26 protein-coding genes, 1 pseudogene and 1 other annotated feature are annotated in these 25,989 nt (G+C 51.1%); of the genes and pseudogenes, 13 read left to right on the forward strand and 14 right to left on the reverse strand.

From position 1 onward, the window contains the following. Positions 1-38 precede the first annotated feature (38 nt). From tnaB to EQY_RS27445, 9 genes are all read right to left on the reverse strand, one after another. Positions 39-1,286: a low affinity tryptophan permease TnaB gene (tnaB, locus tag EQY_RS0114285; protein WP_000138823.1), complete on the reverse strand. Its 1,248-nt coding sequence runs from the start codon at positions 1,284-1,286 to the stop codon at positions 39-41. Positions 1,287-1,376: 90 nt separating this feature from the next. Then, positions 1,377-2,792: a tryptophanase gene (tnaA, locus tag EQY_RS0114290; protein ID WP_010347274.1), complete on the reverse strand. Its 1,416-nt coding sequence runs from the start codon at positions 2,790-2,792 to the stop codon at positions 1,377-1,379. A gap of 221 nt (positions 2,793-3,013) precedes the next feature. Next, positions 3,014-3,088 carry a tryptophanase leader peptide gene (gene tnaC / locus EQY_RS0114295; RefSeq protein ID WP_032147965.1) on the reverse strand — a complete coding sequence of 25 codons (75 nt, stop codon included), beginning with the start codon at positions 3,086-3,088 and terminating at the stop codon, positions 3,014-3,016. Positions 3,089-3,329: 241 nt separating this feature from the next. Then, the gene (mnmE, locus tag EQY_RS0114300; RefSeq protein WP_001282346.1) at positions 3,330-4,694 is read right to left on the reverse strand and encodes a tRNA uridine-5-carboxymethylaminomethyl(34) synthesis GTPase MnmE; all 1,365 of its coding nucleotides are present in this window, start codon (positions 4,692-4,694) and stop codon (positions 3,330-3,332) included. A gap of 105 nt (positions 4,695-4,799) precedes the next feature. After that, the gene (yidC, locus tag EQY_RS0114305) at positions 4,800-6,446 is read right to left on the reverse strand and encodes a membrane protein insertase YidC (protein ID WP_000378289.1); all 1,647 of its coding nucleotides are present in this window, start codon (positions 6,444-6,446) and stop codon (positions 4,800-4,802) included. Between the two features lie 2 nt (positions 6,447-6,448). Further along, positions 6,449-6,706 carry a membrane protein insertion efficiency factor YidD gene (gene yidD, locus EQY_RS0114310; protein ID WP_001307474.1) on the reverse strand — a complete coding sequence of 86 codons (258 nt, stop codon included), beginning with the start codon at positions 6,704-6,706 and terminating at the stop codon, positions 6,449-6,451. Next, complete coding sequence (rnpA, locus tag EQY_RS0114315) at positions 6,670-7,029, reverse strand: ribonuclease P protein component (protein WP_000239730.1); 360 nt, start codon at positions 7,027-7,029, stop codon at positions 6,670-6,672. Before rnpA ends, yidD begins: the two co-directional genes overlap by 37 nt. Positions 7,030-7,045: 16 nt before the next feature. Then, entirely contained in the window at positions 7,046-7,186 is a 141-nt protein-coding gene (gene rpmH / locus EQY_RS0114320) for a 50S ribosomal protein L34 (RefSeq protein ID WP_000831330.1), read from the reverse strand. A 238-nt stretch (positions 7,187-7,424) separates the two neighbouring features. Further along, positions 7,425-7,496 (reverse strand): hypothetical protein, encoded by a 72-nt coding sequence (locus EQY_RS27445; protein WP_123056761.1) that lies wholly within the window; start codon positions 7,494-7,496, stop codon positions 7,425-7,427. A gap of 296 nt (positions 7,497-7,792) precedes the next feature. Here EQY_RS27445 and dnaA point away from each other — a divergent pair, with 296 nt between their 5' ends. The 6 genes from dnaA (at position 7,793) to yidA (ending at position 15,374) form a co-directional block, all read left to right on the forward strand. Continuing rightward, entirely contained in the window at positions 7,793-9,193 is a 1,401-nt protein-coding gene (gene dnaA / locus EQY_RS0114325; protein ID WP_000059098.1) for a chromosomal replication initiator protein DnaA, read from the forward strand. A gap of 4 nt (positions 9,194-9,197) precedes the next feature. Next, positions 9,198-10,298 carry a DNA polymerase III subunit beta gene (dnaN, locus tag EQY_RS0114330; RefSeq protein WP_000673456.1) on the forward strand — a complete coding sequence of 367 codons (1,101 nt, stop codon included), beginning with the start codon at positions 9,198-9,200 and terminating at the stop codon, positions 10,296-10,298. After that, a complete protein-coding gene (gene recF, locus EQY_RS0114335) occupies positions 10,298-11,371 on the forward strand; it encodes a DNA replication/repair protein RecF (RefSeq protein ID WP_000060090.1) in 1,074 nt (357 codons plus the stop codon). The genes dnaN and recF overlap by 1 nt, the downstream gene beginning before the upstream one ends. Positions 11,372-11,399: 28 nt before the next feature. Beyond that, a complete protein-coding gene (gyrB, locus tag EQY_RS0114340; RefSeq protein WP_000072054.1) occupies positions 11,400-13,814 on the forward strand; it encodes a DNA topoisomerase (ATP-hydrolyzing) subunit B in 2,415 nt (804 codons plus the stop codon). Between the two features lie 234 nt (positions 13,815-14,048). Further along, positions 14,049-14,447 carry a YidB family protein gene (locus EQY_RS0114345; RefSeq protein WP_000522198.1) on the forward strand — a complete coding sequence of 133 codons (399 nt, stop codon included), beginning with the start codon at positions 14,049-14,051 and terminating at the stop codon, positions 14,445-14,447. A 114-nt stretch (positions 14,448-14,561) separates the two neighbouring features. After that, positions 14,562-15,374, forward strand: a complete 813-nt coding sequence (yidA, locus tag EQY_RS0114350; protein WP_000985555.1) for a sugar-phosphatase — start codon at positions 14,562-14,564, stop codon at positions 15,372-15,374. Between the two features lie 45 nt (positions 15,375-15,419). Here the strand turns inward: yidA and EQY_RS0114355 are convergent, their stop codons facing one another. Beyond that, positions 15,420-16,076, reverse strand: coding sequence for a YidX family protein (locus EQY_RS0114355; RefSeq protein ID WP_024212585.1), 657 nt, complete (start codon positions 16,074-16,076; stop codon positions 15,420-15,422). A gap of 136 nt (positions 16,077-16,212) precedes the next feature. Between EQY_RS0114355 and EQY_RS26840 the strand changes: the two are divergent. Further along, a pseudogene (locus tag EQY_RS26840) lies at positions 16,213-16,326 on the forward strand (hypothetical protein); the annotation flags it as partial. Here the strand turns inward: EQY_RS26840 and cbrA are convergent. Beyond that, positions 16,287-17,387: a colicin M resistance lipid reductase CbrA gene (cbrA, locus tag EQY_RS0114360; RefSeq protein WP_024212586.1), complete on the reverse strand. Its 1,101-nt coding sequence runs from the start codon at positions 17,385-17,387 to the stop codon at positions 16,287-16,289. The pseudogene EQY_RS26840 and the gene cbrA sit on opposite strands and share 40 nt — an antisense overlap. Positions 17,388-17,487: 100 nt before the next feature. Between cbrA and EQY_RS0114365 the strand changes: the two genes are divergently transcribed. After that, positions 17,488-18,702, forward strand: coding sequence for a YidR family protein (locus tag EQY_RS0114365; RefSeq protein WP_024212587.1), 1,215 nt, complete (start codon positions 17,488-17,490; stop codon positions 18,700-18,702). Here the strand turns inward: EQY_RS0114365 and EQY_RS0114370 are convergent, their stop codons facing one another. Further along, positions 18,703-19,035: a YceK/YidQ family lipoprotein gene (locus EQY_RS0114370; protein ID WP_064732606.1), complete on the reverse strand. Its 333-nt coding sequence runs from the start codon at positions 19,033-19,035 to the stop codon at positions 18,703-18,705. Between the two features lie 238 nt (positions 19,036-19,273). Then, positions 19,274-19,346 (forward strand) — a sequence feature (ROSE (Repression Of Heat Shock gene Expression) occurs in the 5'-region of heat shock genes and acts as an RNA thermometer to modulate expression.). Here EQY_RS0114370 and ibpA point away from each other — a divergent pair. Together ibpA and ibpB are read left to right on the forward strand one after the other, a co-directional pair. Beyond that, the gene (ibpA, locus tag EQY_RS0114375; RefSeq protein WP_001243437.1) at positions 19,340-19,753 is read left to right on the forward strand and encodes a small heat shock chaperone IbpA; all 414 of its coding nucleotides are present in this window, start codon (positions 19,340-19,342) and stop codon (positions 19,751-19,753) included. It overlaps the preceding feature by 7 nt. A 111-nt stretch (positions 19,754-19,864) precedes the next feature. Further along, positions 19,865-20,293: a small heat shock chaperone IbpB gene (gene ibpB, locus EQY_RS0114380; protein WP_001243431.1), complete on the forward strand. Its 429-nt coding sequence runs from the start codon at positions 19,865-19,867 to the stop codon at positions 20,291-20,293. 4 nt (positions 20,294-20,297) lie between these two features. Here ibpB and EQY_RS26500 read toward each other — a convergent pair whose 3' ends face one another. Then, a complete protein-coding gene (locus EQY_RS26500; protein ID WP_024165178.1) occupies positions 20,298-20,447 on the reverse strand; it encodes a hypothetical protein in 150 nt (49 codons plus the stop codon). 41 nt (positions 20,448-20,488) lie between these two features. Between EQY_RS26500 and EQY_RS0114390 the strand changes: the two genes are divergently transcribed. Further along, positions 20,489-22,150 carry a putative transporter gene (locus EQY_RS0114390; protein ID WP_024165177.1) on the forward strand — a complete coding sequence of 554 codons (1,662 nt, stop codon included), beginning with the start codon at positions 20,489-20,491 and terminating at the stop codon, positions 22,148-22,150. Positions 22,151-22,224: 74 nt separating this feature from the next. On the opposite strand, the gene EQY_RS0114395 is transcribed toward EQY_RS0114390, so the two are convergent. Then, positions 22,225-23,106, reverse strand: a complete 882-nt coding sequence (locus EQY_RS0114395; RefSeq protein WP_024212588.1) for a helix-turn-helix transcriptional regulator — start codon at positions 23,104-23,106, stop codon at positions 22,225-22,227. Positions 23,107-23,272: 166 nt separating this feature from the next. Between EQY_RS0114395 and EQY_RS0114400 the strand changes: the two genes are divergently transcribed. After that, positions 23,273-24,988: a solute:sodium symporter family transporter gene (locus EQY_RS0114400; protein WP_001087188.1), complete on the forward strand. Its 1,716-nt coding sequence runs from the start codon at positions 23,273-23,275 to the stop codon at positions 24,986-24,988. Then, a partial coding sequence (locus EQY_RS0114405; RefSeq protein WP_000828494.1) for a sulfatase-like hydrolase/transferase occupies positions 24,985-25,989 on the forward strand: 1,005 nt, incomplete at its 3' end. The genes EQY_RS0114400 and EQY_RS0114405, both read left to right, overlap by 4 nt.

Genomic DNA, 25,989 nt, shown 5'->3' on the forward strand with positions numbered 1-25,989 from the left:
TTCCTGCAACTCGAATTATTTAGAGTATAAGTGGCTGTTTAGCCAAATTTAGGTAACACGTTAAAGACGTTACCGAACCAGCATAAAATCACAGTTATACCAAAGAGGATAACAATCGCCGGAATGAGATTGCCGCCCCAGACCGTGAACATCTGGTTGGGAAACTTCTTGCGGGCTTTGATTGCCAGTACCGCAGGGATAATGACCGCCCAGATGGTGGCGCACAGCCCGGCACCGCCGATCCCGTAAATAAAGCCATTCGGGAAGACCAGATACAACAACGCGGGTGGCAGGAAGGTTAACAGCACGGTTTTGAAACGCCCGCCGTGGGAGTTATCAATCTTAAACAGATCCGCCAGATAATCGAACAGTCCCAGCGTGACGCCAAAGAACGAACTGGCGACAGCTAAGTTAGAGAACACCAGCAGGCAAAACTCGATAATGCCATGTTGTTTGGTGCCGAGGAACGATTTCACCAGTGAATCGACGTTGCCGCCGGAGGAGATAATCGCTTTAAAACTTTCACGCGGAATATTCCCCATCGTGCAATACAGCCAGAAGAGATAAATCACCAGCGCCAGCAGCGAACCGAAAACCACGCTTTTGATGAGCTTATCTTTGCGTTTGCCATAGCAAATAATCAGGCTGGGAATATTGCCGTGGAAACCAAATGACGCAAGGCACACTGGCAGAGCCATAAAAATGTACGGGAAGTAAGACGTCCCCGCAGTCGTGCTGGTGGCATCACGTAGAACGGAATAATCGACCTGGAAGAAGAAAGAGCCAAACACAATGACAAAGGAGATAATCTTCAGCCCGAGGAACAATGACGTGATACGGCTGGCGGCTAACGAACTTATCCATAATACGCTGGCGACGAAAATGGCCGTGCAGATCCCGACAATGCGAGGATTGGCATGGTAGCCCAGATTCATTGATATCGTTTCGCTAATGATCGCGCCGTTAGCGGAGATATAGGCGTAAGTGAGAATATAGAGAACGAAGGCAACGGTAATGCCGCTGATAATGTTCCAGGTGTTACCGATTAAATCTTTAGTGATGGTATTAAAACTGGAGCCGACGGGATAATTTAAATTTGCTTCTAATAAAAGTAACCCAGAATGTAGCATTGAAAACCAGGCAATGATAAGGATAAAGGCACCCCAGAAAAACCAGGCACCGGCAAGATCAACAGGTAAAGCAAACATACCTCCACCGATTACTGTACCTGCTATAACCATAACACCCCAAAATGCAGAGTGTTTTTTTTCTGCTTGTTCAGTCATGATGCCACCTTTAGAGGAAGGCTATTTTTGTTATTGAGGATGTAGGGAGTGGAGTGGCTAACATCCTTATAGCCACTCTGAGTGTATTAATTAAACTTCTTTCAGTTTTGCGGTGAAGTGACGCAATACTTTCGGTTCGTAGGTAAAGGTTAACCCTTTAATATTTGCTGCGTTCTCTTTCACATGTTTGAAGGCTTCAATAATAAAGTCCATATGTGTTTGAGTATAGGTTGCGCGTGGAATGGTTAAACGCAGCAATTCTGCCGGGCACGGCAGTTGTTTACCGGTTTTCGGATCGCGGCCTAACAGGAAAGAACCAATTTCTACCGCACGGATACCGGCGACTTTATACAGCTCGCACGCCAGCGCCTGTGCCGGGAACTGATCTGCCGGAATATGCGGCAACAGTTTACCTGCATCAACGAACGCCGCGTGACCGCCCGCCTGCTGACACACAACGCCAATCTCTTCCAGACCATCGACCAGATACTGCACCTGCGCAATACGATAAGCCAGCCAGTCATGATTCATGCCATCATACAGACCCACAGCCAGACGCTCCATCGCGCCACCTTCCAGACCACCATAAGTCGGGAAGCCTTCCTGCACCACGCAAAGGGTTCTGCACTCGGTATAGACATCGAAGAAGCTGTCGTCTTTCACGCACAGCAGGCCGCCCATCGGCACCATCGCATCTTTCTTGGCGGACATTGCCAGCATATCGGCATATTTGTAGGTTTCGCGGGTAATTTGCTCGATAGTCCAGTCTTTGTATTCCGCTTCACGTTGCTTGATGAAATAGGCGTTTTCAGCAAAGCGCGCGGAGTCCATCACTACAGGAATGTCATATTTCTTCGCAATGCTGTACATCGCTTTCATATTTGCCAGTGAAACCGGCTGACCACCTGCGGAGTTACTGGTGATGGTAGCAACGATATATGGCACGTTATTCGGGCCAACTTCCTCAATACCGCGTTCTAATCCTTCGAGGTCAAAGTTACCTTTAAAGTCGTAACGCACGCCCGTATCGAAGGCTTCTTTGATATAGACGTTACGCACGGTACAGCCGTTAATCTGGCTATGCCCCTGAGTGGTGTCGAAGAAATAGTTCGAGAACGCTACCATTTTGCTGCGATCCAGCCCTTTTTCCTGCTCGCGTTTTTTAATCAGTACCGGAATGTAGATTTGCTCTGCGCCACGCCCCTGGTGAGTCGGAATGGTGTATTGATAACCAAAGATATTCTTCACTGACTCGGCTAATGCGTAGTAGCTGCGGCTGCCGCTGTAGGCTTCGTCGCCGCGCATCATCGCTGCCTGCATACTCTGCGTCACCGCTCCGGTGCCACTGTCGGTCAGTAAATCGATAAACACATCTTCGCTATCCAGCAGAAATGGGTTCATACCGGATTTAATAATCGCTTCTTCACGATAAGCGCGAGTGGTACGTTTTACTGGCTCAATAACACGAATGCGGAACGGTTCAGGGAGGTGTTTAAAGTTTTCCATTGCATAATCCTTCATTTATTTTAATTGCAGTGATCCCTGTGAATATTACATTTGCAATATCTATTAATTCGCCAGATATATATGCAAGAGCCATCATTTACTAAAACAAGTAAATAAATGAGAGATAGCCTTTGCAAAAGGCAAAATTAAGATATAGCAAACAAATAGATCACATGGAATCTAATTCGGTTTGGTTCTGATGATGGCTACAGAAGGGCAAATTAAGGGCGGTGATCGACAATTCTGTTGTCAATATTAAACCACTTTGAGGTCACACATATATGTAAGGTATTCATAATGCACTTATCCTCGAAAGACACGACGTTACAGTATAATACTCAAGATTTTTGTCTATTCTGAAATTGTTTAAATGTGAATCGAATCACAAACGATTACGAAGCAATATTAAATGCTTTTTTAAGAAAATAAGTTACGTGAGAAGGTTAAGGTTTATAAAAAGGGTTGAGTAATAATAAGAGTGCTAACAAGAAAGCAAAGCCGCATCAGGCAATCAGGATGCGGCTTTGTAGGTACGGGTTACTTACCGATACAGAAGCTGGAGAAAATCCGCCCCAGCAAATCATCAGAGGTAAATTCCCCGGTGATTTCGCTTAAGTTCTGCTGTGCCAGGCGCAACTCTTCCGCCAGCAGTTCACCTGCCCAGGCTCCCAACAGTTGCGCTTTGCCCTGTTGTAGATGTTCCGCCGCCTGTTCCAGCGCCTGTAAGTGACGACGACGCGCCAGGAAGCCACCTTCCATATTCGTGTCGAAACCCATGCTCTGTTTGAGATGGTTACGCAACACATCCACGCCTTCGCCAGTCCTTGCAGAGAGACGAATCAACGCGTGACCGTTCACTTCGCTCATTCCCAGCGTTTCGCCGGTAATGTCGGCTTTATTGCGCACCACGGTGATCGGCAGTTTTGCAGGCAGACGGGCGATAAACTCCGGCCAGATCTCTGCTGGATCAACGGCGTCTGTCGTCGTGCCATCAACCATAAACAGCACGCGATCGGCCTGTTCAATTTCCTGCCACGCGCGCTCGATACCAATACGTTCCACTTCGTCGCTGGCTTCTCGTAGCCCGGCGGTATCGATAATATGTAGAGGCATCCCGTCAATATGAATATGCTCACGCAGCACGTCGCGCGTGGTTCCGGCAATATCAGTCACGATTGCCGCTTCACGGCCTGCCAGCGCGTTTAACAGGCTCGATTTACCGGCATTTGGGCGCCCGGCAATCACCACCTTCATCCCTTCGCGCAGCAGACTACCCTGACGTGCTTCGGCGCGTACTGCGTCGAGGTCGGCAATCACGTCATTGAGTTGGGCTTCAATTTTGCCGTCGGAGAGGAAATCGATCTCTTCATCGGGGAAATCAATCGCCGCTTCGACGTAAATGCGCAAGTGGGTGAGGGCTTCCACCAGATGGTTGACCCGGGCGGAGAACGCGCCTTGCAGTGAGTTAAGCGCCGAACGAGCCGCCTGTTCTGAGCTGGCGTCGATAAGATCCGCAATCGCTTCGGCCTGGGCTAAATCGAGTTTATCGTTAAGAAACGCGCGTTCTGAAAACTCACCAGGGCGAGCAATCCGCAGGCCGGGAATGGTCAGAATGCGTTTTAACAGCAGGTCGAGGATCACCGGACCGCCATGACCTTGCAGTTCCAGCACATCTTCACCGGTGAACGAGTTCGGGCCAGGGAACCATAGCGCAATCCCCTGATCGAGCACGCTGCCGTCGGCGTCTTTAAACGGAAGATAATCGGCGTAGCGCGGCTTAGGCAATTTACCCAGCACGGTTTCGGCAACTTCACGGGCTTTGAAGCCGGAGATGCGCAGGATGCCAACGCCGCCACGTCCAGGAGGCGTGGCCTGGGCTACGATAGTGTCATTATCGCTCATGATGTTCCTGTTGCTTTGTGTGGCGGATGCGCTGTGCTTATCCGCACTACGAAAAGAAAAAAGGCGGTCAACTGACCGCCCTTATTTTAGCGAAAACTCACCGAATCAGGATTTTTTCTTCTCGCGGCTATGCAGGCCACGTTTTTCCAGACCACGGTAAATCAGCTGCTGCTGAATAATGGTTACCAGGTTGCTGACGATATAGTACAGCACCAGACCTGACGGGAACCACAGGAAGAACACGGTGAAGATGACCGGCATAAAGGTCATGATCTTCTGCTGCATCGGGTCGGTCACGGTGGTCGGCGACATCTTCTGAATGAAGAACATCGTTACGCCCATCAGGATCGGCAGGATGTAGTACGGGTCCTGTGCAGACAGGTCGTGGATCCACAGTGCAAACGGCGCCTGGCGCAGCTCAACGGAACCCATCAACATGTAGTACAACGCCAGGAAGATTGGCATCTGGATCAGCAGCGGGAAGCAGCCGCCCAGCGGGTTAACCTTCTCAGCTTTGTACAGCGCCATCATTTCCTGGCTGATACGCTGTTTGTCATCGCCCAGACGCTCACGCATTGCCTGAATCTTCGGCTGCAGCATACGCATCTTCGCCATGGAGGTGTACTGCGCTTTGGTCAGCGGGTACATGATGCCACGAACGATAAAGGTGATGATGATAATGGAGAAGCCCCAGTTACCCACAAAGCTATGGATCCATTTCAGCAGTTTGAACAGCGGCTGAGAGATGAACCACAACCAACCGTAATCAACGGTCAGATCCAGGTGCGGAGCAACGGCCGCCATTTTGTCCTGGATTTCCGGGCCAACCCACAGGGTGCTGTTCATCGCGCCAGTCTGACCAGGCTGAACCAGTACCGGCTGAGACTTATAGCCGATAGCGGCAATGCCGTTACCCAGATTAGCGGTATAGAAGTTGTTGGTGCCGTCGTTATGCGGGATCCATGCAGTTGCGAAATACTGTTGCAGCATCGCAACCCAACCACCTTTCGAAGAGATGTTCAGGTTTTCGTTGTCAGCAATAGTATCGAACTTGTATTTCTCGTACTTCTCGTCAGGCGTGGAGTACGCCGCGCCACGGAAGGTATGCAGCGCAAAGTTGCTGCTTCCGGTATCGAGATGCGGTGGCAGAGTGATGGATTGCTTCAACTGACCAAAGGTGGAGATCTCCAGCGGTTTTTCGCCAGCGTTCTGCACGTTGTAGTTGACGTTGACAGCGTAATCACCACGTTTCAGGACAAACGTTTTGGTAAACGTGTTGCCTGCCGCGTCGGTATACGTCATCGGCACCTGCAGTTCGTTTTGGCCTTCAGCCAGCACATAAGCGTCTTTTTCGACGTTATACAGCGGACGCGGGCCGTTAGCCGGGTTATCCGGGCCATCACGGCCGGTCAGACCGCTCTGTGCCTGATAAATAAACTGCGGTGAGGTTTCCAGCAGCTGGAACGGCTGGGTAGAGTTCAGTTCTTTCGGGTAAGCCGGCAGCAGGGCCTGCTCAACATCACCACCACGGGTGTTGATGGTCAGATCAAGCACGTCGGTTTTAACCGAAATCAGTTTCCCCTGGCCACTGGCCGGTACGCCCTGGTCGGCGGCGCTACCCGCTGCGGTGGTCGTTGTCTGCGTGGTCTGTTGAACCTGAGGTTGCGGGTTTTTATCCTGCTCCCAGGCTTGCCAGATCATGAAAGACACGAACAGCAAAGCGATGACTAAAAGATTGCGTTGCGAATCCATCGTTAGTGTTCTCTGGTATCAAATGGTCCGGGCGGGACGGGATCGTCACCACCAGGGTGTAAAGGGTGGCATTTTAATACGCGTTTCACCGTCAACCAACTGCCTTTTATCACTCCAAACCTGCGCAATGCCTCAATTCCGTAGCTTGAACAGGTTGGAGTGAAACGACAATGCGGCCCGAGTAGCGGACTAATCAGGCGTTGGTAGACCCGAATAAGGGCTATCAGGACCCGCGAGCCAGGCGACAGTGGCGGCGCCATAATTTTTCCAACGCTTCCGAGAGAGCACGGTTATCGAGGTCGGCAACCCCTTTTTTCGCCACCACCACGAAATCCATAGCCGGGAGTTCATGTTGGCGTAGACGGAAGCTTTCACGCGTCAGACGTTTAATCCGATTGCGTTCATGCGCTCGTCGAACGTTTTTCTTGGCGACTGTAAGACCGATACGGGGATGCCCCAGCGAATTCAGGCGGCCGAGGATGGTGATTTGCGGCGTGCCAGCCCGTTGTGGCTGCTGGAAGACGAATGTGAATTGACTGGGAGTTAACAAGCGTAACTCCCTGGGAAATGCGAGCTTAACCACTCAGGGGTTAGCTTTATTACTTAGAAACGGTCAGACGAGCACGGCCTTTAGCACGACGACGTGCCAGTACCTGACGACCATTTTTAGTAGCCATACGAGCACGGAAGCCGTGAGAACGGTTGCGCTTCAGTACAGACGGTTGAAAAGTGCGTTTCATGGCGATTTCTACCTAAACTTGAATAAATTCAATGGCTTTATTGGATATCCGTCCGAAAATCGAACGATGGACACCGAAGCCATGGGTGATTAAAGAGGCCGGATTGTAATAATTGTACACTCCGGAGTCAATTCTCTTTCCTTATTTACCGCGCTTTTCCGCACCTTTTCACAGGGAAAAAGTGCAACTGTATACCGGTGAAAACCAGCATTGCGCGCCGGGTGGAGGATTATACGGGCTACCAGGTAAAGCGCAAGGATCGCTCAGGATCTTTATTAGATCGATTAAGACTAATTTTGTTTATGGTCATTAAATTTTCCAATATGCGGCCTAAATCGTGCCCGCCTTGCGCCTGGATCGTTTACACTTAACGGGTTCTGGAAAGTCCTGTGGATAAATCGGGAAAATCTGTGAGAAACAGAAGATCTCTTGCGCAGTTTAGGCTATGATCCTCGGTCCCGATCGTTTTGCAGGATCTTGATCGGGCATATAACCGCAGACAGCGGTTCGTGCGTCACCCTCATGCAGGGTCTTTTCGACGTGCGTCAACAATCATGAATGTTTCAGCCTTAGTCATAATCGACTTTTGTTCGAGTGGAGTCCGCCGTGTCACTTTCGCTTTGGCAGCAGTGTCTTGCCCGATTGCAGGATGAGTTACCAGCCACAGAATTTAGTATGTGGATACGCCCATTGCAGGCGGAACTGAGCGATAACACGCTGGCCTTGTACGCGCCAAACCGTTTTGTCCTCGACTGGGTACGGGACAAGTACCTCAATAATATCAATGGACTGCTAACCAGTTTCTGCGGAGCGGATGCCCCACAGCTGCGTTTTGAAGTGGGCACAAAGCCCGTGACACAAACGCTGAAAGTCCCTGCCAGTAACACCGTTGCACCAGCTCAGGCCGCTCAGGTGCAACCGCAACGTGCTGCACCTGCGGCGCGCTCGGGTTGGGATAACGTTCCGGCTCCGGCAGAACCGACCTATCGTTCCAACGTTAACGTTAAACATACATTTGATAACTTCGTCGAAGGTAAATCTAACCAACTGGCGCGCGCGGCGGCTCGCCAGGTGGCAGACAACCCTGGCGGCGCCTATAACCCGCTGTTCCTTTATGGCGGCACGGGGCTGGGGAAAACTCACCTGCTCCATGCGGTGGGCAATGGCATTATGGCGCGCAAGCCCAATGCCAAAGTGGTTTATATGCACTCCGAACGTTTTGTGCAGGACATGGTAAAAGCTCTGCAAAACAACGCGATTGAAGAGTTTAAACGCTACTACCGTTCCGTAGATGCGCTGCTGATCGACGATATTCAGTTTTTTGCTAATAAAGAACGATCCCAGGAAGAGTTTTTCCACACCTTCAACGCCCTGCTTGAAGGTAATCAGCAGATCATTCTCACCTCGGATCGCTATCCGAAAGAGATCAACGGCGTTGAGGATCGTTTGAAATCCCGCTTTGGCTGGGGACTGACTGTGGCGATCGAACCGCCAGAGCTGGAAACCCGCGTGGCGATCCTGATGAAAAAGGCCGACGAAAACGACATTCGTTTGCCGGGCGAAGTGGCGTTCTTTATCGCCAAGCGTCTACGATCTAACGTGCGTGAGCTGGAAGGGGCACTGAACCGCGTCATTGCTAACGCTAACTTTACCGGACGGGCGATCACCATCGACTTCGTGCGTGAGGCGCTGCGCGATTTGCTGGCATTGCAGGAAAAACTGGTCACCATCGACAATATTCAGAAGACGGTGGCGGAGTACTACAAGATCAAAGTCGCGGATCTCCTTTCCAAGCGTCGATCTCGCTCGGTGGCGCGTCCGCGCCAGATGGCGATGGCGCTGGCGAAAGAGCTGACTAACCACAGTCTGCCAGAGATCGGCGATGCGTTTGGTGGTCGTGACCACACGACGGTGCTTCATGCTTGCCGTAAGATCGAGCAGTTGCGTGAAGAAAGCCATGATATCAAAGAAGATTTTTCAAATTTAATCAGAACATTGTCATCTTAATCCTATGAAATTTACCGTAGAACGTGAGCATTTATTAAAACCGCTACAACAGGTGAGCGGTCCGTTAGGTGGTCGTCCTACGCTACCGATTCTCGGTAATCTGCTGTTACAGGTTGCTGACGGTACGTTGTCGCTGACCGGTACTGATCTCGAGATGGAAATGGTGGCACGTGTTGCGCTGATTCAGCCGCACGAACCAGGGGCGACGACCGTTCCGGCGCGCAAATTCTTTGATATCTGCCGTGGTCTGCCTGAAGGCGCGGAAATTGCCGTGCAACTGGAAGGTGAGCGGATGCTGGTGCGCTCCGGGCGTAGCCGTTTTTCGCTGTCTACCCTACCAGCGGCGGATTTCCCGAACCTCGATGACTGGCAGAGCGAAGTCGAATTTACCCTGCCGCAGGCGACGATGAAGCGTCTGATTGAAGCGACCCAGTTTTCAATGGCGCATCAGGACGTTCGTTATTATTTAAACGGTATGTTGTTCGAAACCGAAGGCGAAGAGCTGCGCACTGTGGCAACTGACGGTCACCGTCTGGCGGTCTGCTCAATGCCGATTGGTCAGTCTTTGCCAAGCCATTCGGTGATTGTGCCGCGTAAAGGCGTGATTGAACTAATGCGTATGCTCGACGGTGGCGACAATCCGCTGCGCGTGCAGATTGGCAGCAACAACATTCGCGCCCACGTTGGCGACTTTATCTTCACCTCCAAACTGGTGGACGGTCGCTTCCCTGATTACCGTCGAGTTCTGCCGAAGAACCCGGATAAACATCTGGAAGCTGGCTGTGATCTGCTCAAACAGGCGTTTGCTCGTGCGGCGATTCTCTCTAACGAGAAATTCCGTGGTGTGCGCCTGTATGTCAGTGAAAACCAGTTGAAAATTACCGCCAACAACCCGGAACAGGAAGAAGCGGAAGAGATCCTCGACGTCACCTATAGCGGTGCAGAAATGGAAATCGGCTTCAACGTTAGCTATGTGCTGGATGTTCTGAACGCGCTGAAATGCGAAAACGTGCGTATGATGCTGACCGATTCGGTTTCCAGCGTGCAGATTGAAGATGCCGCATCACAGTCGGCTGCCTATGTTGTCATGCCAATGAGACTGTAATGTCCCTCACCCGCTTGTTGATCCGCGATTTCCGCAATATCGAAAACGCGGATCTCGCTTTATCTCCTGGCTTTAACTTTCTGGTGGGTGCCAACGGCAGTGGCAAAACCAGCGTGCTGGAAGCCATCTATACGCTCGGTCACGGTCGGGCGTTTCGTAGTTTGCAGATTGGTCGCGTCATTCGCCATGAGCAGGAGGCGTTTATTCTCCACGGGCGATTACAGGGCGAAGAGCGTGAGACGGCAATTGGCTTAACCAAAGATAAACAGGGCGACAGCAAAGTCCGCATTGACGGTACTGACGGGCATAAAGTCGCGGAGCTGGCGCATCTGATGCCGATGCAACTGATAACGCCAGAAGGGTTTACTTTACTCAACGGCGGCCCGAAATACAGAAGAGCATTCCTCGACTGGGGATGCTTTCACAACGAACCTGGATTTTTCACCGCCTGGAGCAATCTCAAGCGTTTGCTTAAGCAGCGCAATGCGGCGCTGCGCCAGGTGACTCGTTACGAGCAGCTACGCCCGTGGGATAAAGAACTGATCCCGCTGGCGGAGCAAATCAGCACCTGGCGCGCCCAGTACAGCGCCGGTATCGCCGCCGATATGGCCGATACCTGTAAGCAATTTCTCCCGGAGTTTTCTCTGACTTTCTCTTTTCAGCGCGGCTGGGAGAAAGAGACAGAATACGCTGAGGTGCTGGAACGTAATTTTGAACGCGATCGCCAGCTAACCTACACCGCGCACGGCCCGCACAAAGCGGACTTACGCATTCGCGCCGACGGTGCGCCGGTGGAAGATACCTTATCGCGTGGGCAGCTAAAGCTGCTGATGTGCGCCTTACGTCTGGCGCAAGGAGAGTTCCTCACCCGTGAAAGCGGGCGGCGGTGTCTCTACCTGATAGATGATTTTGCCTCTGAGCTTGATGATGAGCGTCGCGGACTGCTTGCCAGTCGCTTAAAAGCGACGCAATCACAGGTCTTTGTCAGTGCGATAAGTGCTGAACACGTTATAGACATGTCGGACGAAAATTCGAAGATGTTTACCGTGGAAAAGGGTAAAATAACGGATTAACCCAAGTATAAATGAGCGAGAAACGTTGATGTCGAATTCTTATGACTCCTCCAGTATCAAAGTCCTGAAAGGGCTGGATGCGGTGCGTAAGCGCCCTGGTATGTATATCGGCGACACGGATGACGGCACCGGTCTGCACCACATGGTATTCGAGGTGGTAGATAACGCTATCGACGAAGCGCTCGCGGGTCACTGTAAAGAAATTATCGTCACCATTCACGCCGATAACTCTGTCTCTGTACAGGATGATGGGCGCGGCATTCCGACCGGTATTCACCCGGAAGAGGGCGTATCGGCGGCGGAAGTGATCATGACCGTCCTGCACGCGGGCGGTAAATTTGACGATAACTCCTATAAAGTGTCCGGCGGTCTGCACGGCGTTGGTGTTTCGGTAGTAAACGCCCTGTCGCAAAAACTGGAGCTGGTTATCCAGCGTGAAGGTAAAATTCACCGTCAGATCTACGAGCACGGCGTACCGCAGGCACCGCTGGCGGTTACCGGCGATACTGATAAAACCGGCACTATGGTTCGTTTCTGGCCAAGCCTCGAAACGTTCACCAATGTGACCGAGTTTGAATATGAAATTCTGGCGAAACGTCTGCGTGAGTTGTCGTTCCTCAACTCCGGCGTTTCCATTCGTCTGCGCGACAAGCGCGACGGCAAAGAAGACCACTTCCACTATGAAGGCGGCATCAAGGCGTTCGTTGAATATCTGAACAAGAACAAAACGCCGATCCACCCGAATATCTTCTACTTCTCCACCGAAAAAGACGGTATTGGCGTCGAAGTGGCATTGCAGTGGAACGATGGCTTCCAGGAAAACATCTACTGCTTTACTAACAACATTCCGCAGCGTGACGGCGGTACTCACCTGGCAGGCTTCCGTGCGGCGATGACCCGTACCCTGAACGCCTACATGGACAAAGAAGGCTACAGCAAAAAAGCCAAAGTCAGCGCCACCGGTGACGATGCGCGTGAAGGCCTGATTGCGGTCGTTTCCGTGAAAGTGCCGGATCCGAAATTTTCCTCCCAGACCAAAGACAAACTGGTTTCTTCTGAGGTGAAATCGGCGGTAGAACAGCAGATGAACGAACTGCTGGCAGAATATCTGCTGGAAAACCCAACTGATGCGAAAATCGTGGTCGGCAAAATCATTGATGCTGCTCGTGCGCGTGAAGCTGCGCGTCGCGCCCGTGAAATGACCCGTCGTAAAGGCGCGCTGGACTTAGCTGGCCTGCCGGGCAAACTGGCGGACTGTCAGGAGCGCGACCCGGCGCTTTCCGAACTGTACCTTGTGGAAGGGGACTCTGCGGGCGGCTCTGCGAAGCAGGGGCGTAACCGCAAGAACCAGGCGATTCTGCCGCTGAAGGGTAAAATCCTCAACGTTGAGAAAGCCCGTTTCGATAAGATGCTTGCTTCCCAGGAAGTGGCGACGCTTATCACCGCACTTGGTTGTGGTATTGGTCGTGACGAATACAATCCGGACAAACTGCGTTATCACAGCATCATTATCATGACCGATGCGGACGTCGACGGCTCGCACATTCGTACATTGCTGTTGACCTTCTTCTATCGTCAGATGCCGGAAATCATCGAACGCGGTCATGTCTACATTGCTCAGCCGCCGCTGTACAAAGTGAAGAAAGGCAAGCAGGAGCAGTACATTAAAGACGATGAAGCGATGGATCAGTACCAAATTTCTATCGCTCTGGATGGTGCATCTTTGCATACCAACGCCAGTGCACCAGCTTTAGCTGGTGAAGCGTTAGAAAAACTGGTGTCGGAGTACAATGCGGCGCAGAAAATGATCGTTCGCATGGAACGTCGCTATCCGAAAGCAATGCTGAAAGAGCTTATCTATCAGCCGACGCTGACGGAAGCCGACCTCTCTGATGAGCAGACTGTTACCCGCTGGGTGAACGCGCTGGTCAGCGAACTGAACGACAAAGAACAGCACGGCAGCCAGTGGAAGTTTGATGTCCACACCAATGCCGAGAAAAACCTGTTCGAGCCGATTGTTCGCGTGCGTACCCACGGCGTGGATACTGACTATCCGCTGGATCACGAGTTTATCACCGGCGGCGAATATCGTCGTATCTGCACGCTGGGCGAGAAACTGCGCGGTCTGCTGGAAGATGATGCGTTTATCGAACGTGGCGAGCGTCGTCAGCCGGTAGCCAGCTTCGAGCAGGCGCTGGACTGGCTGGTGAAAGAGTCCCGTCGCGGCCTCTCCATCCAGCGTTATAAAGGTCTGGGCGAGATGAACCCGGAACAGTTGTGGGAAACCACAATGGATCCGGAAAGCCGCCGTATGCTGCGCGTTACCGTTAAAGATGCGATTGCCGCCGACCAATTGTTCACCACGCTGATGGGCGACGCCGTAGAACCGCGCCGTGCGTTTATCGAAGAAAACGCCCTGAAAGCGGCGAATATCGATATTTAAAATGCGAGCGTGCCTGATGCGCTACGCTTATCAGGCCTACGAAACTTCTGCAATATATTGAATTTGCAATGTTTTGTGGGCCGGATAAGGCGTTCATGCCGCATCCGGCAAGAAGCTATAAGTAATAAAAAGGGCGGAGATGATCTCCGCTCTTTTTATTTCTGCAATCCGCAATTATCATCCCGCAGAACTATACTTTTTGAGTCAACACGTAACGCTTTACAGGTGAATATCATGGGGCTTTTTGATGAAGTTGTCGGTGCCTTTCTGAAAGGCGATGCGGGAAAATATCAGGCGATTTTAAGTTGGGTTGAGGAGCAGGGGGGCATCCAGGTGCTGCTGGAAAAACTGCAAAGTGGCGGTTTAGGTGCCATTCTCTCAACCTGGTTGAGTAATCAACAGGGCAATCAGCCGGTGAGCGGCGAGCAACTGGAGTCGGCGCTCGGCACAAACGCGGTGTCCGATCTCGGGCAAAAACTCGGCGTAGATACCCGTGCTGCTTCCAGCTTACTGGCGGAACAATTGCCGAAGATTATTGATGCTCTTTCACCGCAGGGTGAAGTGTCACCACAAGCCAATAACGATCTGCTTTCCGCAGGCATGGAGTTGCTGAAAGGGAAACTCTTCCGCTAAGCAAAAGGGGAGCACGCAACACGCGTTGCATCCCCCTTTTCCCTCGGGTGTTGTACTGATTTTTGAGCGGAATCGCGTTAGCATGAGTCAGGAACCAATCTACCTGGGGAACTCATGGCTATCAAACTCATTGCTATCGATATGGATGGCACCCTTCTGCTGCCCGATCACACCATTTCACCCGCCGTTAAAAATGCGATTGCCGCAGCTCGCGCCCGTGGCGTGAATGTCGTACTGACGACGGGGCGCCCTTATGCAGGCGTTCACAACTACCTGAAAGAACTGCATATGGAACAGCCGGGCGACTACTGCATTACTTACAATGGCGCGCTGGTGCAGAAAGCCGCTGATGGTAGCACCGTGGCGCAAACAGCCCTGAGCTATGATGACTACCGTTTCCTGGAAAAACTCTCTCGTGAAGTCGGTTCCCATTTCCACGCGCTGGATCGCACCACGCTGTACACCGCCAACCGTGACATCAGCTATTACACGGTGCACGAATCATTTGTTGCCACCATTCCGCTGGTGTTCTGCGAGGCGGAGAAAATGAACCCTGACACCCAGTTCCTGAAAGTGATGATGATTGATGAACCCGCCATCCTCGACCAGGCCATCGCGCGCATTCCGCAGGAAGTAAAAGAGAAATACACCGTGCTGAAAAGTGCGCCGTACTTCCTCGAAATCCTCGATAAACGCGTCAATAAAGGCACTGGCGTGAAATCGCTGGCGGAAGTGCTTGGCATTAAACCGGAAGAAATTATGGCGATTGGCGATCAGGAAAACGACATCGCAATGATTGAATATGCAGGCGTCGGTGTGGCGATGGATAACGCTATACCTTCGGTGAAAGAAGTGGCGAACTTTGTCACCAAATCCAACCTTGAAGATGGCGTGGCGTTTGCAATCGAAAAGTATGTGCTGAATTAATCTGTGGGCGGGCAAACAGCATGAATGCGTTTGCCCGCTTACTGATTATTGGTTTACTGCATATACAACCAGAAATTGCAGCGGTGCAGTAATGATGTCCAGCGTAACAGTCACTGGCAGTAATGCTGCGGAAACACCATCCGGAATGCCTCTGGGTGAATAGTATTCATAAAATCGCACTTTAAATGGATGGTAGAACGCCATCACCTTTGAGTAATCCATGTTTTTATTTTTCTCATGGATTGTGCCTTTTAGGTTTTCCAGTGACCTGGTACAGTGTTGAACACCACAGGCAAAATCATAATGCGTTGCCAGTGCCTTTTCTTCTTCGTTATTCCAGTAGTAGTAAAGCGATATTGTGCCGGTAAATTTCTTTTTCCCCGCATTTAAAACAAATCTTGCGTCATCAGCAACCTGAATATTGTGCCGGTTAAGTGCTGGATCATTGAGCATCTTAACGATGTCATCGGCACCATCAGTGATAAGGTAATCCAGCGATTCCCCTACAAAAACATAGCCTTTTGTTCCATTACTATCCTTTGCCTGCGATAGCCCCGTGATGGTGTCTGACTGCGATTGATACTTTCCTGAAGTACCTTTTGCGGTATGGGAAACCAGGGCATACGAGATACAGCCCGAAAGCATCAGCGCCAGTGGGAATAAACCGGCAGCCTTAAAAAATCCCTTAAAATTCAAATTCATGATTAATCCTTTAAACAAGATCGCTAAGCCGTTGAAAGCATACTCTTCTTTCCCTCCTGTTTAGCGCCTGATCTCCCTTTTCAGATTTCTGCCCGATATAAGACCTTTTCTTATGAGGTGTTTTTTTGTGGACTAATATCTGTTGCAAGGCTATGGCTTCGCCCCGGCACTGGTTTATATCTCCGCCGTCGCGTTGATTGGCGCGCTCTCTTACATCCTGCTGGTGGGCGATGTGAAGCGCGTTGGATAATCTTTCAACTGTGGAATATGCGCCACACCACTGCGCATAATCCACTTTCTTAAGGCAGGTGCAGTCAAGCATCGGCTTTTTACTATCTTGCCGTAGAGTTTTAAACGCAATTTGCGGGTGGCGCGCCAGTAAGCGGCATTGAGCTTCTCTGGCTGCTTCAGTAACACAGAACGCAGTATTTCCGCACTGTCCAGCGCATAGCTAATCCCTTCCAGAGAACTGGCGCTGATAAATCCCGCCGCTTCACCAATCAGAAAGGCGTTGTCCTTACCGCAGACAAAATCCTGCCAGCGTGAGGGAAACAGCACCGTGCATTTTTCACTTTTCACCGCTTTGCCAAACTGGAACTGAAAGGCGTTCATTTTCTCTTTCAGCGCCGCGAAACGCGCCTGACCGTCTTTCATCGGATAGGCACCGCCAAAGATAAAATAACCGTCTTTGCTGATACTCCATGAATAACAGTCCGTTATCGCATTATCAAAGATGCAGGAGTAGAACGGCACCGGATGCTTCTCTGCGAACCACTGCTGGATAGCGACATATTTACGAATCTGATGATCCGGATAAAGATGTCGCCGCACCATCGAGTTTGCGCCATCGGCACCCACCAGATAACGGGCGGTAATATGCTGCTCCCAGCCGTCTGCGCGAAAAATGACATGCCATTTATCATCCTCACGCCAGATTTTTCGACACAGGCTGTCGTGGTAAACCTCAACGCTGGCGGGGATCAGCGACTTCATCCACAAGTCGAAGGCATGGCGATTAATATTGATATAGCTCCGCTGGTAGTTACGCGTGAGCGATGCGGCGACGTCGACGGTTTTGACGCTGAAAATCTGCGGATTGGCGATCACATCGACAGGAAGCGTCAGTCCATCGCGAATAAAAGAACGCTGCGCGTCCGGTGCCAGCAGATCACCACAAGGCTTGCTGAAACCTTCAGTACCGCACTGGTGCTTTTTATCCAGCGCGATCACCTGCATTTTGCCTGCTAACTGCCGCGCCAACGCCGACCCCGCCGGGCCGAGGCCAATAATCGCCACGTCGAAATGTTCCATCTTTTTACTCACATTCATCACGATGGCAAAAGACTATTGTCTGAAAGTGAAGTCCTTGTGAAGTATGATGGCGGGAAACGTTTTGTATCAGGATCACGCCATGAAACAACTCACCAACGCTTCACGAAATCACCTGCTCACCAATACCAATACCTGGACACCCGACAGCCAGTGGCTGGTGTTTGATGTGCGTCCTTCTGGCGCGTCGTTTACCGGCGAGACCATTGAGCGCGTGAATATCCATACCGGCGAGGTCGAGGTTATCTACCGGGCGTCACAGGGCGCACACGTCGGCGTGGTGACCGTTCATCCGAAGTCAGAGAAATATGTCTTCATCCACGGCCCTGAAAATCCTGATGAAACATGGCATTACGATTTCCATCACCGCCGTGGCGTGATTGTTGAAAGTGGAAAGGTGAGTAATCTCGATGCAATGGATATTACCGTTCCGTACACCCCAGGGGCGCTACGTGGCGGCAGCCATGTGCATGTTTTTAGCCCGAACGGTGAAATGGTGAGTTTTACCTATAACGACCATGTAATGCATGAACTCGATTCGGCGCTGGATTTGCGAAACGTCGGGGTTGCCGTACCGTTTGGCCCGGTCAACGTACAAAAGCAGCATCCGCGTGAATACAGCGGTAGCCACTGGTGCGTGCTGGTGAGTAAAACTACGCCCGCGCCGCAGCCTGGCAGTGATGAAATCAATCGCGCTTATGAAGAGGGATGGGTAGGAAATCACGCGCTGGCGTTTATTGGCGACACGCTTTCGCCAAAGGGCGAGAAAGTACCGGAGCTGTTTATCGTTGAGTTACCGCAAGATGAAGCTGGCTGGAAAGCAGCTGGTGGTGCGCCGTTAAGCGGAACGGAAACAACCCTGCCCGCGCCGCCGCGTGGCGTCGTGCAGCGACGTTTAACCTTTACACACCATCGGGCTTATCCGGGGTTAGTCAACGTCCCGCGCCACTGGGTGCGCTGTAATCCACAGGGTACGCAAATCGCGTTTTTAATGCGTGATGATAACGGCATTGTGCAACTGTGGCTTATCTCGCCACAGGGAGGCGAGCCGCGCCAGTTAACCCATAACAAAACGGATATCCAGTCTGCATTTAACTGGCATCCATCAGGAGAGTGGCTGGGAGTTGTGCTGGATAACCGCATTGCCTGCGTACATGCGCAAAGCGGTGAAGTTGAGTATTTAACTGATAATCACGCCAACCCACCTTCGGCAGACGCCGTGGTCTTCTCGCCGGACGGTAAATGGCTGGCGTGGATGGAAGCAGGTCAGCTGTGGATCACCGAAACGGGTCGCTAGTCAGTTCGCTGGCATTCTGGCTGGTGGAATAACGGCATTGATGGCTTGCGCGTCGGCTTCGCTTTTTTCCACGCGCGAGCGCACCGAACTGTCTTTGCGGAACGCATCCCACGGCAGCAAAAGTGTGTCCATGACTGCGGTAAATGGCATATCGAGAATCGCCAGCGATTTGGTTCCCCAGTTTGTTGTGTCATCGCCAATCATGGTGACACTGGCGCGGGTGCCGGGATACGTTCCCTCCTTACCTCCGGTATGGGACATTACGCTGGAGCATCCTCCGAGTAATGTCATTCCGCTGCATATCATGGACGCTAACAACACATTTCTTATCATAATAAATTCATCTGTTAATCGTGGGTGTTGGCATGATGTGTTATAGCGATCCCTTGCCGAAAATAACATCATCATCATGTCGCACTGTGGCGGCTATCGCACTTTAACGTTTCGTGCTGTCCTCCAGTCTATGCAATAGACCACAAACTGCAAAAAAAAGTCCGTTGGAAAGGCTTGAAAAGTGCATATCCAGACCCATTTTTATACCGTAGCTGATGAGAGCGCGCCTGATGGGTGTTCTGGCTACCCGACCTGTCCATTGTGGAAGGTCTTATATTCTCGCTGATTTCAGGAGCTATTGATTATGCGTAACTTTGATTTATCCCCGCTTTATCGTTCTGCTATTGGATTTGACCGTTTGTTTAACCACTTAGAAAACAACCAGAGCCAGAGTAATGGTGGCTACCCTCCGTATAACGTTGAGCTGGTAGACGAAAACCATTACCGCATTGCTATCGCTGTCGCGGGGTTTGCTGAGAGTGAACTGGAAATTACCGCCCAGGACAATCTGTTGGTGGTGAAAGGTGCCCATGCTGACGAACAAAAAGAGCGCACCTATCTGTACCAGGGCATCGCAGAACGCAACTTCGAACGCAAATTCCAGTTAGCCGAGAACATTCATGTTCGTGGCGCTAACCTGGTGAACGGGCTGCTGTATATCGATCTTGAACGCGTGATTCCGGAAGCGAAAAAACCGCGCCGTATCGAAATCAACTAATTCTCTAAGGCCGCCAGGCGCGGCCTGACATTTCCATGCTCGCCGTCAGGGAGCATATGCGAATCTTCGGATTTGCAGGTACTTACTCGCTTCTTAGAAGGAGAAATGACTATGCGTAACTTCGATTTATCCCCACTGATGCGTCAATGGATCGGTTTTGACAAACTGGCTAACGCATTGCAAAACGCCGGTGAAAGCCAGAGCTTCCCGCCGTACAACATTGAGAAAAGCGACGATAACCACTACCGCATTACCCTGGCGTTGGCTGGTTTCCGTCAGGAAGATTTAGAGATTCAACTGGAAGGTACGCGCCTGAGCGTAAAAGGCACGCCTGAGCAGCCAAAAGAAGAGAAAAAATGGTTGCATCAAGGGCTTATGAATCAGCCATTTAGTCTGAGCTTTACGCTGGCTGAAAATATGGAAGTCTCTGGCGCAACCTTCGTTAATGGTTTGCTGCATATTGATTTAATTCGTAATGAGCCTGAACCCATCGCTGCGCAGCGTATCGCTATCAGCGAACGTCCCGCGTTAAATAGCTAATTAGCTATTCTTTTTGCCCCGCCAGCCTGGTGGGGCTTTTTTTATCAACCATCTTCAACTCTGTATTAATTTTCGTCAGGTTAAGATGTTCCGGCACTCTCTTTCCCGTGATAATGTGCGCCATAAGGCAAATCTGCTTCACCGATTCAGCCATAATCCCTGGTAATTAAAATGTTATTTCAAGAGAAATGGACGATGAGTGATATAGCATTAACAGTCAGTATTCTGGCTTTGGTGGCGGTCGTCGGTTTGTTTATCGGCAACGTCAAGTTTCGCGGCATAGGATTAGGCATTGGCGGCGTGCTGTTTGGTGGGATCATCGTCGGCCATTTTGTTTCTCAGGCTGGGATGACATTAAGTAGCGATATGCTGCATGTTATCCAGGAATTTGGCCTGATCCTGTTTGTTTATACCATCGGGATTCAGGTGGGGCCGGGCTTCTTTGCCTCATTGCGCGTCTCCGGGTTACGCCTCAACTTGTTTGCTGTTCTGATCGTCATTATCGGCGGTCTGGTTACCGCAATCTTGCATAAACTTTTCGATATTCCACTGCCTGTGGTGCTGGGGATTTTCTCTGGCGCGGTCACCAATACGCCAGCATTGGGGGCAGGTCAGCAAATCTTACGCGACCTCGGCACACCGATGGAGATGGTCGATCAGATGGGGATGAGTTACGCGATGGCGTATCCATTCGGCATTTGTGGGATTTTGTTCACCATGTGGATGCTGCGGGTTATTTTCCGCGTCAATGTTGAGACTGAGGCCCAGCAGCACGAGTCCACGCGAACCAACGGCGGTGCGCTAATCAGGACGATTAACATCCGTGTTGAAAACCCTAATTTGCATAATTTAGCCATTAAAGATGTGCCAATTCTTAATGGCGATAAAGTTATCTGCTCACGATTGAAACGAGAAGAAACCCTAAAAGTACCTTCGCCAGATACTATTATCCAACTTGGCGATTTGCTGCATCTGGTGGGACAGCCTGCGGATTTGCATAATGCACAGTTGGTGATTGGTCAGGAGGTGGATACTTCGCTATCAACGAAAGGCACCGATTTGCGCGTCGAACGCGTGGTGGTCACCAATGAAAATGTGCTCGGTAAACGTATTCGCGACCTGCACTTTAAAGAACGCTATGACGTTGTTATCTCGCGCCTGAACCGTGCCGGGGTTGAACTGGTCGCCAGTGGCGATATTAGCCTGCAATTTGGCGATATCCTCAACCTGGTGGGGCGGCCTTCTGCTATTGATGCCGTTGCCAATGTATTAGGTAATGCGCAGCAAAAACTGCAACAGGTTCAGATGTTACCGGTGTTTATTGGTATCGGTCTTGGCGTGTTGTTAGGCTCCATTCCCGTGTTTGTGCCTGGATTCCCGGCGGCATTGAAGCTGGGGCTGGCGGGGGGGCCGCTGATTATGGCGCTGATCCTTGGGCGTATTGGCAGTATCGGCAAGCTGTACTGGTTTATGCCACCAAGCGCCAACCTCGCGCTGCGGGAGCTGGGAATCGTACTGTTCCTCTCGGTAGTGGGTCTGAAATCCGGTGGGAATTTTGTCGATACCCTGGTCAATGGCGAAGGACTAAGCTGGATTGGTTATGGTGCCCTGATCACCGCTGTTCCGCTGATTACAGTCGGCATTCTGGCGCGGATGTTAGCCAAAATGAATTATCTCTCGATGTGCGGGATGTTGGCTGGCTCTATGACCGATCCTCCGGCGCTGGCGTTTGCCAATAATCTTCATCCTACCAGCGGTGCGGCGGCGCTCTCTTACGCCACGGTCTATCCGTTAGTCATGTTCCTGCGTATTATCACCCCCCAATTACTGGCGGTGCTCTTCTGGAGTATCGGTTAACTCTTTTCCGGGTGGAGTCGCCGTAAATGGCACTCCACCTGGTATTTCTGAACATCATCGAGTCATTTACACTCTCACCATTTTGGTTGTGACTGGTTTGTATTCTTCAGTACGGCTGACGGTGCATAACCAAATTTATGCTTAAAGGCTTTGCTAAAATGAAAGGAGTCGAAGAAGTTGAGTGTATCAGCGACTTCGCCCACCGAGTTCCCTTCTTGCTTTAAGAGTGAGAGCGCCAGATCCAGACGGGCATCAAGGTAATATTCTTTCGGTGTCTTACCGGTGTAACGTAAAAACAGGCGACGCAACCAGGTCTCGCTACAGGGGATGGTGGCGGCCATATCGGCAACACTCCAGCGTTGTTGCAGGCTGGCATGTAAAGTGGCAATTAATTTTTCAATTTGCCGCCGTTGCGGATCTTTTTTGCCGTCCGCGTACATAAGACAAATCCACTGATAAATAATTTTCGTCAGAAAAGCGACCGCCAGATTATTTTTTATTGTTTCTGGTGAAGTAATTAACTCAGCAACTTCGGTGAGTTCCTGATTATAAAATTCGCCATTATAAATAATGCTCTGCTGGCCGACGGGAATATCCATCATGCTGGTGGGGGTAAATTCCATCCAGTACTGTTCCCAGACTAAACCTTCACAGTGATAAGAGTGAATATCCATCGGCTTTAAAAATATAATACAGTTGCCATGCAGTGTTATTTGCTCACCATTCTTTAAAAGAATTTTTCCACATCCTTGCACGGTATACACCGCCACCCAGGAGTTGGCGATAAGCGGTTTCTTCTTGTCTCGCGGCCAGATTACGCGGTAATGCTCATCGGCATAGGTGTGCCAGAGTGAGATTAGAGAAATTCCGCTGGAGATCACATTTTCGTTAATCAATAAAGGAATATTGTATGGAGTATCGTTTTTTACATCCGAACTTTGCAATTTTCCATTCATTTTAATATCCCTCCGGCGAATTATGCTCACAACCTGAACTTAACAGAAAACAATCCGTTCAGGGATATGACGTTTGTATTTTAAGAATCTGACTGCCTGACCCGACGCATTTTACCTCTCCCTATATTCATGCGTCCGGGACATAAACATAAATAAGGGCTATGAGATGAATTCGTTACAAATCTTGAGTTTTGTCGGTTTTACGCTGCTGGTGGCGGTTATCACCTGGTGGAAAGTTCGTAAAACGGATACCGGATCGCAACAAGGCTATTTTCTTGCAGGGCGATCGCTAAAAGCACCGGTTATTGCCGCTTCGTTAATGTTAACCAACCTTTCCACGGAACAACTGGTCGGCCTTTCCGGGCAAGCCTACAAAAGCGGCATGTCGGTGATGGGTTGGGAAGTCACTTCTGCGGTGACGCTGCTCTTCCTCGCGCTGATCTTTTTGCCACGCTACCTGAAGCGCGGCATTGCTACCATCCCCGATTTCCTTGAGGAGCGTTATGATAAAACTACGCGCATTATCATCGACTTCTGTTTCCTCATTGCCACCGGCGTCTGCTTTCTGCCGATTGTTCTCTACTCCGGCGCGTTGGCGCTCAACAGCCTGTTTCACGTGGGTGAATCGCTACAACTTTCCGATGGCGCGGCTATCTGGTTACTGGTGATTTTGCTCGGTCTGGCGGGGATTCTGTATGCGGTGATTGGTGGGCTGCGCGCAATGGCGGTGGCGGACTCCATCAACGGTATTGGGCTGGTTATCGGCGGTTTGATGGTGCCAGTATTCGGCCTGATCGCGATGGGTAAGGGCAGCTTTTTGCAAGGTATTGAACAACTCACCACCGTTCACGCCGAGAAATTAAACTCAGTAGGCGGCCCGACCGATCCTTTGCCGATAGGTGCCGCATTTACCGGTTTGATTCTGGTAAATACCTTTTACTGGTGTACTAATCAGGGCATCGTGCAACGCACGCTGGCGTCAAAAAGCCTGGCGGAAGGGCAAAAGGGGGCGCTGTTAACGGCGGTGCTGAAAATGCTCGACCCGCTGGTACTGGTGCTGCCAGGGTTGATTGCGTTTCATCTGTATCAGGATCTACCGAAAGCCGACATGGCCTACCCGACGCTGGTCAATAACGTTCTGCCAGTGCCACTGGTGGGTTTCTTCGGCGCGGTGTTATTTGGTGCGGTGATCAGTACCTTCAACGGCTTTCTGAATAGCGCCAGTACGTTATTCAGTATGGGTATTTACCGGCGCATCATTAACCAGAATGCCGAGCCGCAGCAGCTGGTCACCGTCGGGCGCAAATTTGGTTTCTTTATCGCCATCGTTTCGGTGCTGGTCGCGCCGTGGATCGCCAACGCGCCGCAGGGGCTGTATAGCTGGATGAAACAGCTCAACGGTATTTACAACGTGCCGCTGGTTACCATCATCATTATGGGCTTTTTCTTCCCGCGCATTCCGGCGCTGGCGGCAAAAGTGGCGATGGGGATTGGCATAATCAGCTACATCACCATCAACTATCTGGTGAAGTTCGACTTCCATTTCCTCTATGTGCTGGCCTGTACGTTCTGCATCAACGTGGTCGTGATGCTGGTGATCGGTTTTATCAAACCGCGCGCCACGCCGTTCACCTTCAAAGATGCGTTTGCGGTGGACATGAAACCGTGGAAAAACGTCAAGATCGCGTCAATTGGCATCCTGTTCGCGATGATTGGCGTCTATGCCGGGCTGGCTGAATTTGGCGGCTACGGTACGCGCTGGTTAGCGATGATCAGTTATTTCATTGCCGCCGTAGTGATTGTCTATCTGATTTTTGACAGCTGGCGGCATCGTCACGACCCAGCCGTAACCTTTACTCCCGACGCGAAGGATAGCCTATGAAACGCCCCAATTTTCTGTTCATCATGACCGATACCCAGGCCACCAATATGGTCGGTTGCTATAGCGGTAAGCCGCTGAATACGCAAAATATTGATAGTCTGGCGGCGGAAGGTATTCGCTTTAATTCCGCCTACACCTGTTCACCGGTTTGTACACCGGCGCGCGCCGGGCTGTTTACCGGTATCTACGCTAACCAGTCCGGGCCGTGGACCAACAACGTCGCGCCGGGTAAAAACATCTCCACTATGGGACGCTACTTTAAGGATGCGGGCTATCACACCTGTTACATTGGCAAATGGCATCTCGACGGTCATGACTATTTCGGCACTGGCGAGTGTCCGCCGGAGTGGGACGCTGATTACTGGTTCGATGGGGCGAACTACCTTAGCGAACTGACGGAAAAAGAGATCAGCCTGTGGCGCAATGGCCTAAACAGCGTTGAGGATTTACAGGCGAACCATATCGACGAAACCTTCACCTGGGCGCACCGCATCAGCAATCGGGCGGTAGATTTTCTGCAACAGCCCGCGCGCGCCGAGGAACCCTTCCTGATGGTGGTTTCGTATGATGAGCCGCATCACCCGTTCACCTGTCCGGTGGAGTATTTAGAGAAATACGCTGATTTTTACTACGAACTTGGCGAGAAATCACAGGATGACCTGGCGAACAAACCGGAACATCACCGCTTATGGGCGCAGGCGATGCCATCGCCAGTCGGTGATGACGGGCTTTATCACCATCCGCTCTATTTTGCCTGCAATGACTTTGTTGATGACCAAATCGGACGAGTCATCAATGCCTTAACGCCAGAACAACGTGAAAATACGTGGGTCATTTATACCTCCGATCACGGTGAAATGATGGGCGCACATAAGCTCATTAGCAAAGGCGCTGCGATGTATGACGACATTACTCGCATCCCGCTGATTATCCGCTCGCCACAAGGAGAGTCGCGACAGGTTGATATGCCAGTCTGGTACATGGATATCGATACCACCGCC

This window comes from Escherichia sp. TW14182 (assembly GCF_000208525.1).
In the GTDB taxonomy this organism is placed as follows: Bacteria; Pseudomonadota; Gammaproteobacteria; order Enterobacterales; family Enterobacteriaceae; genus Escherichia; species Escherichia ruysiae.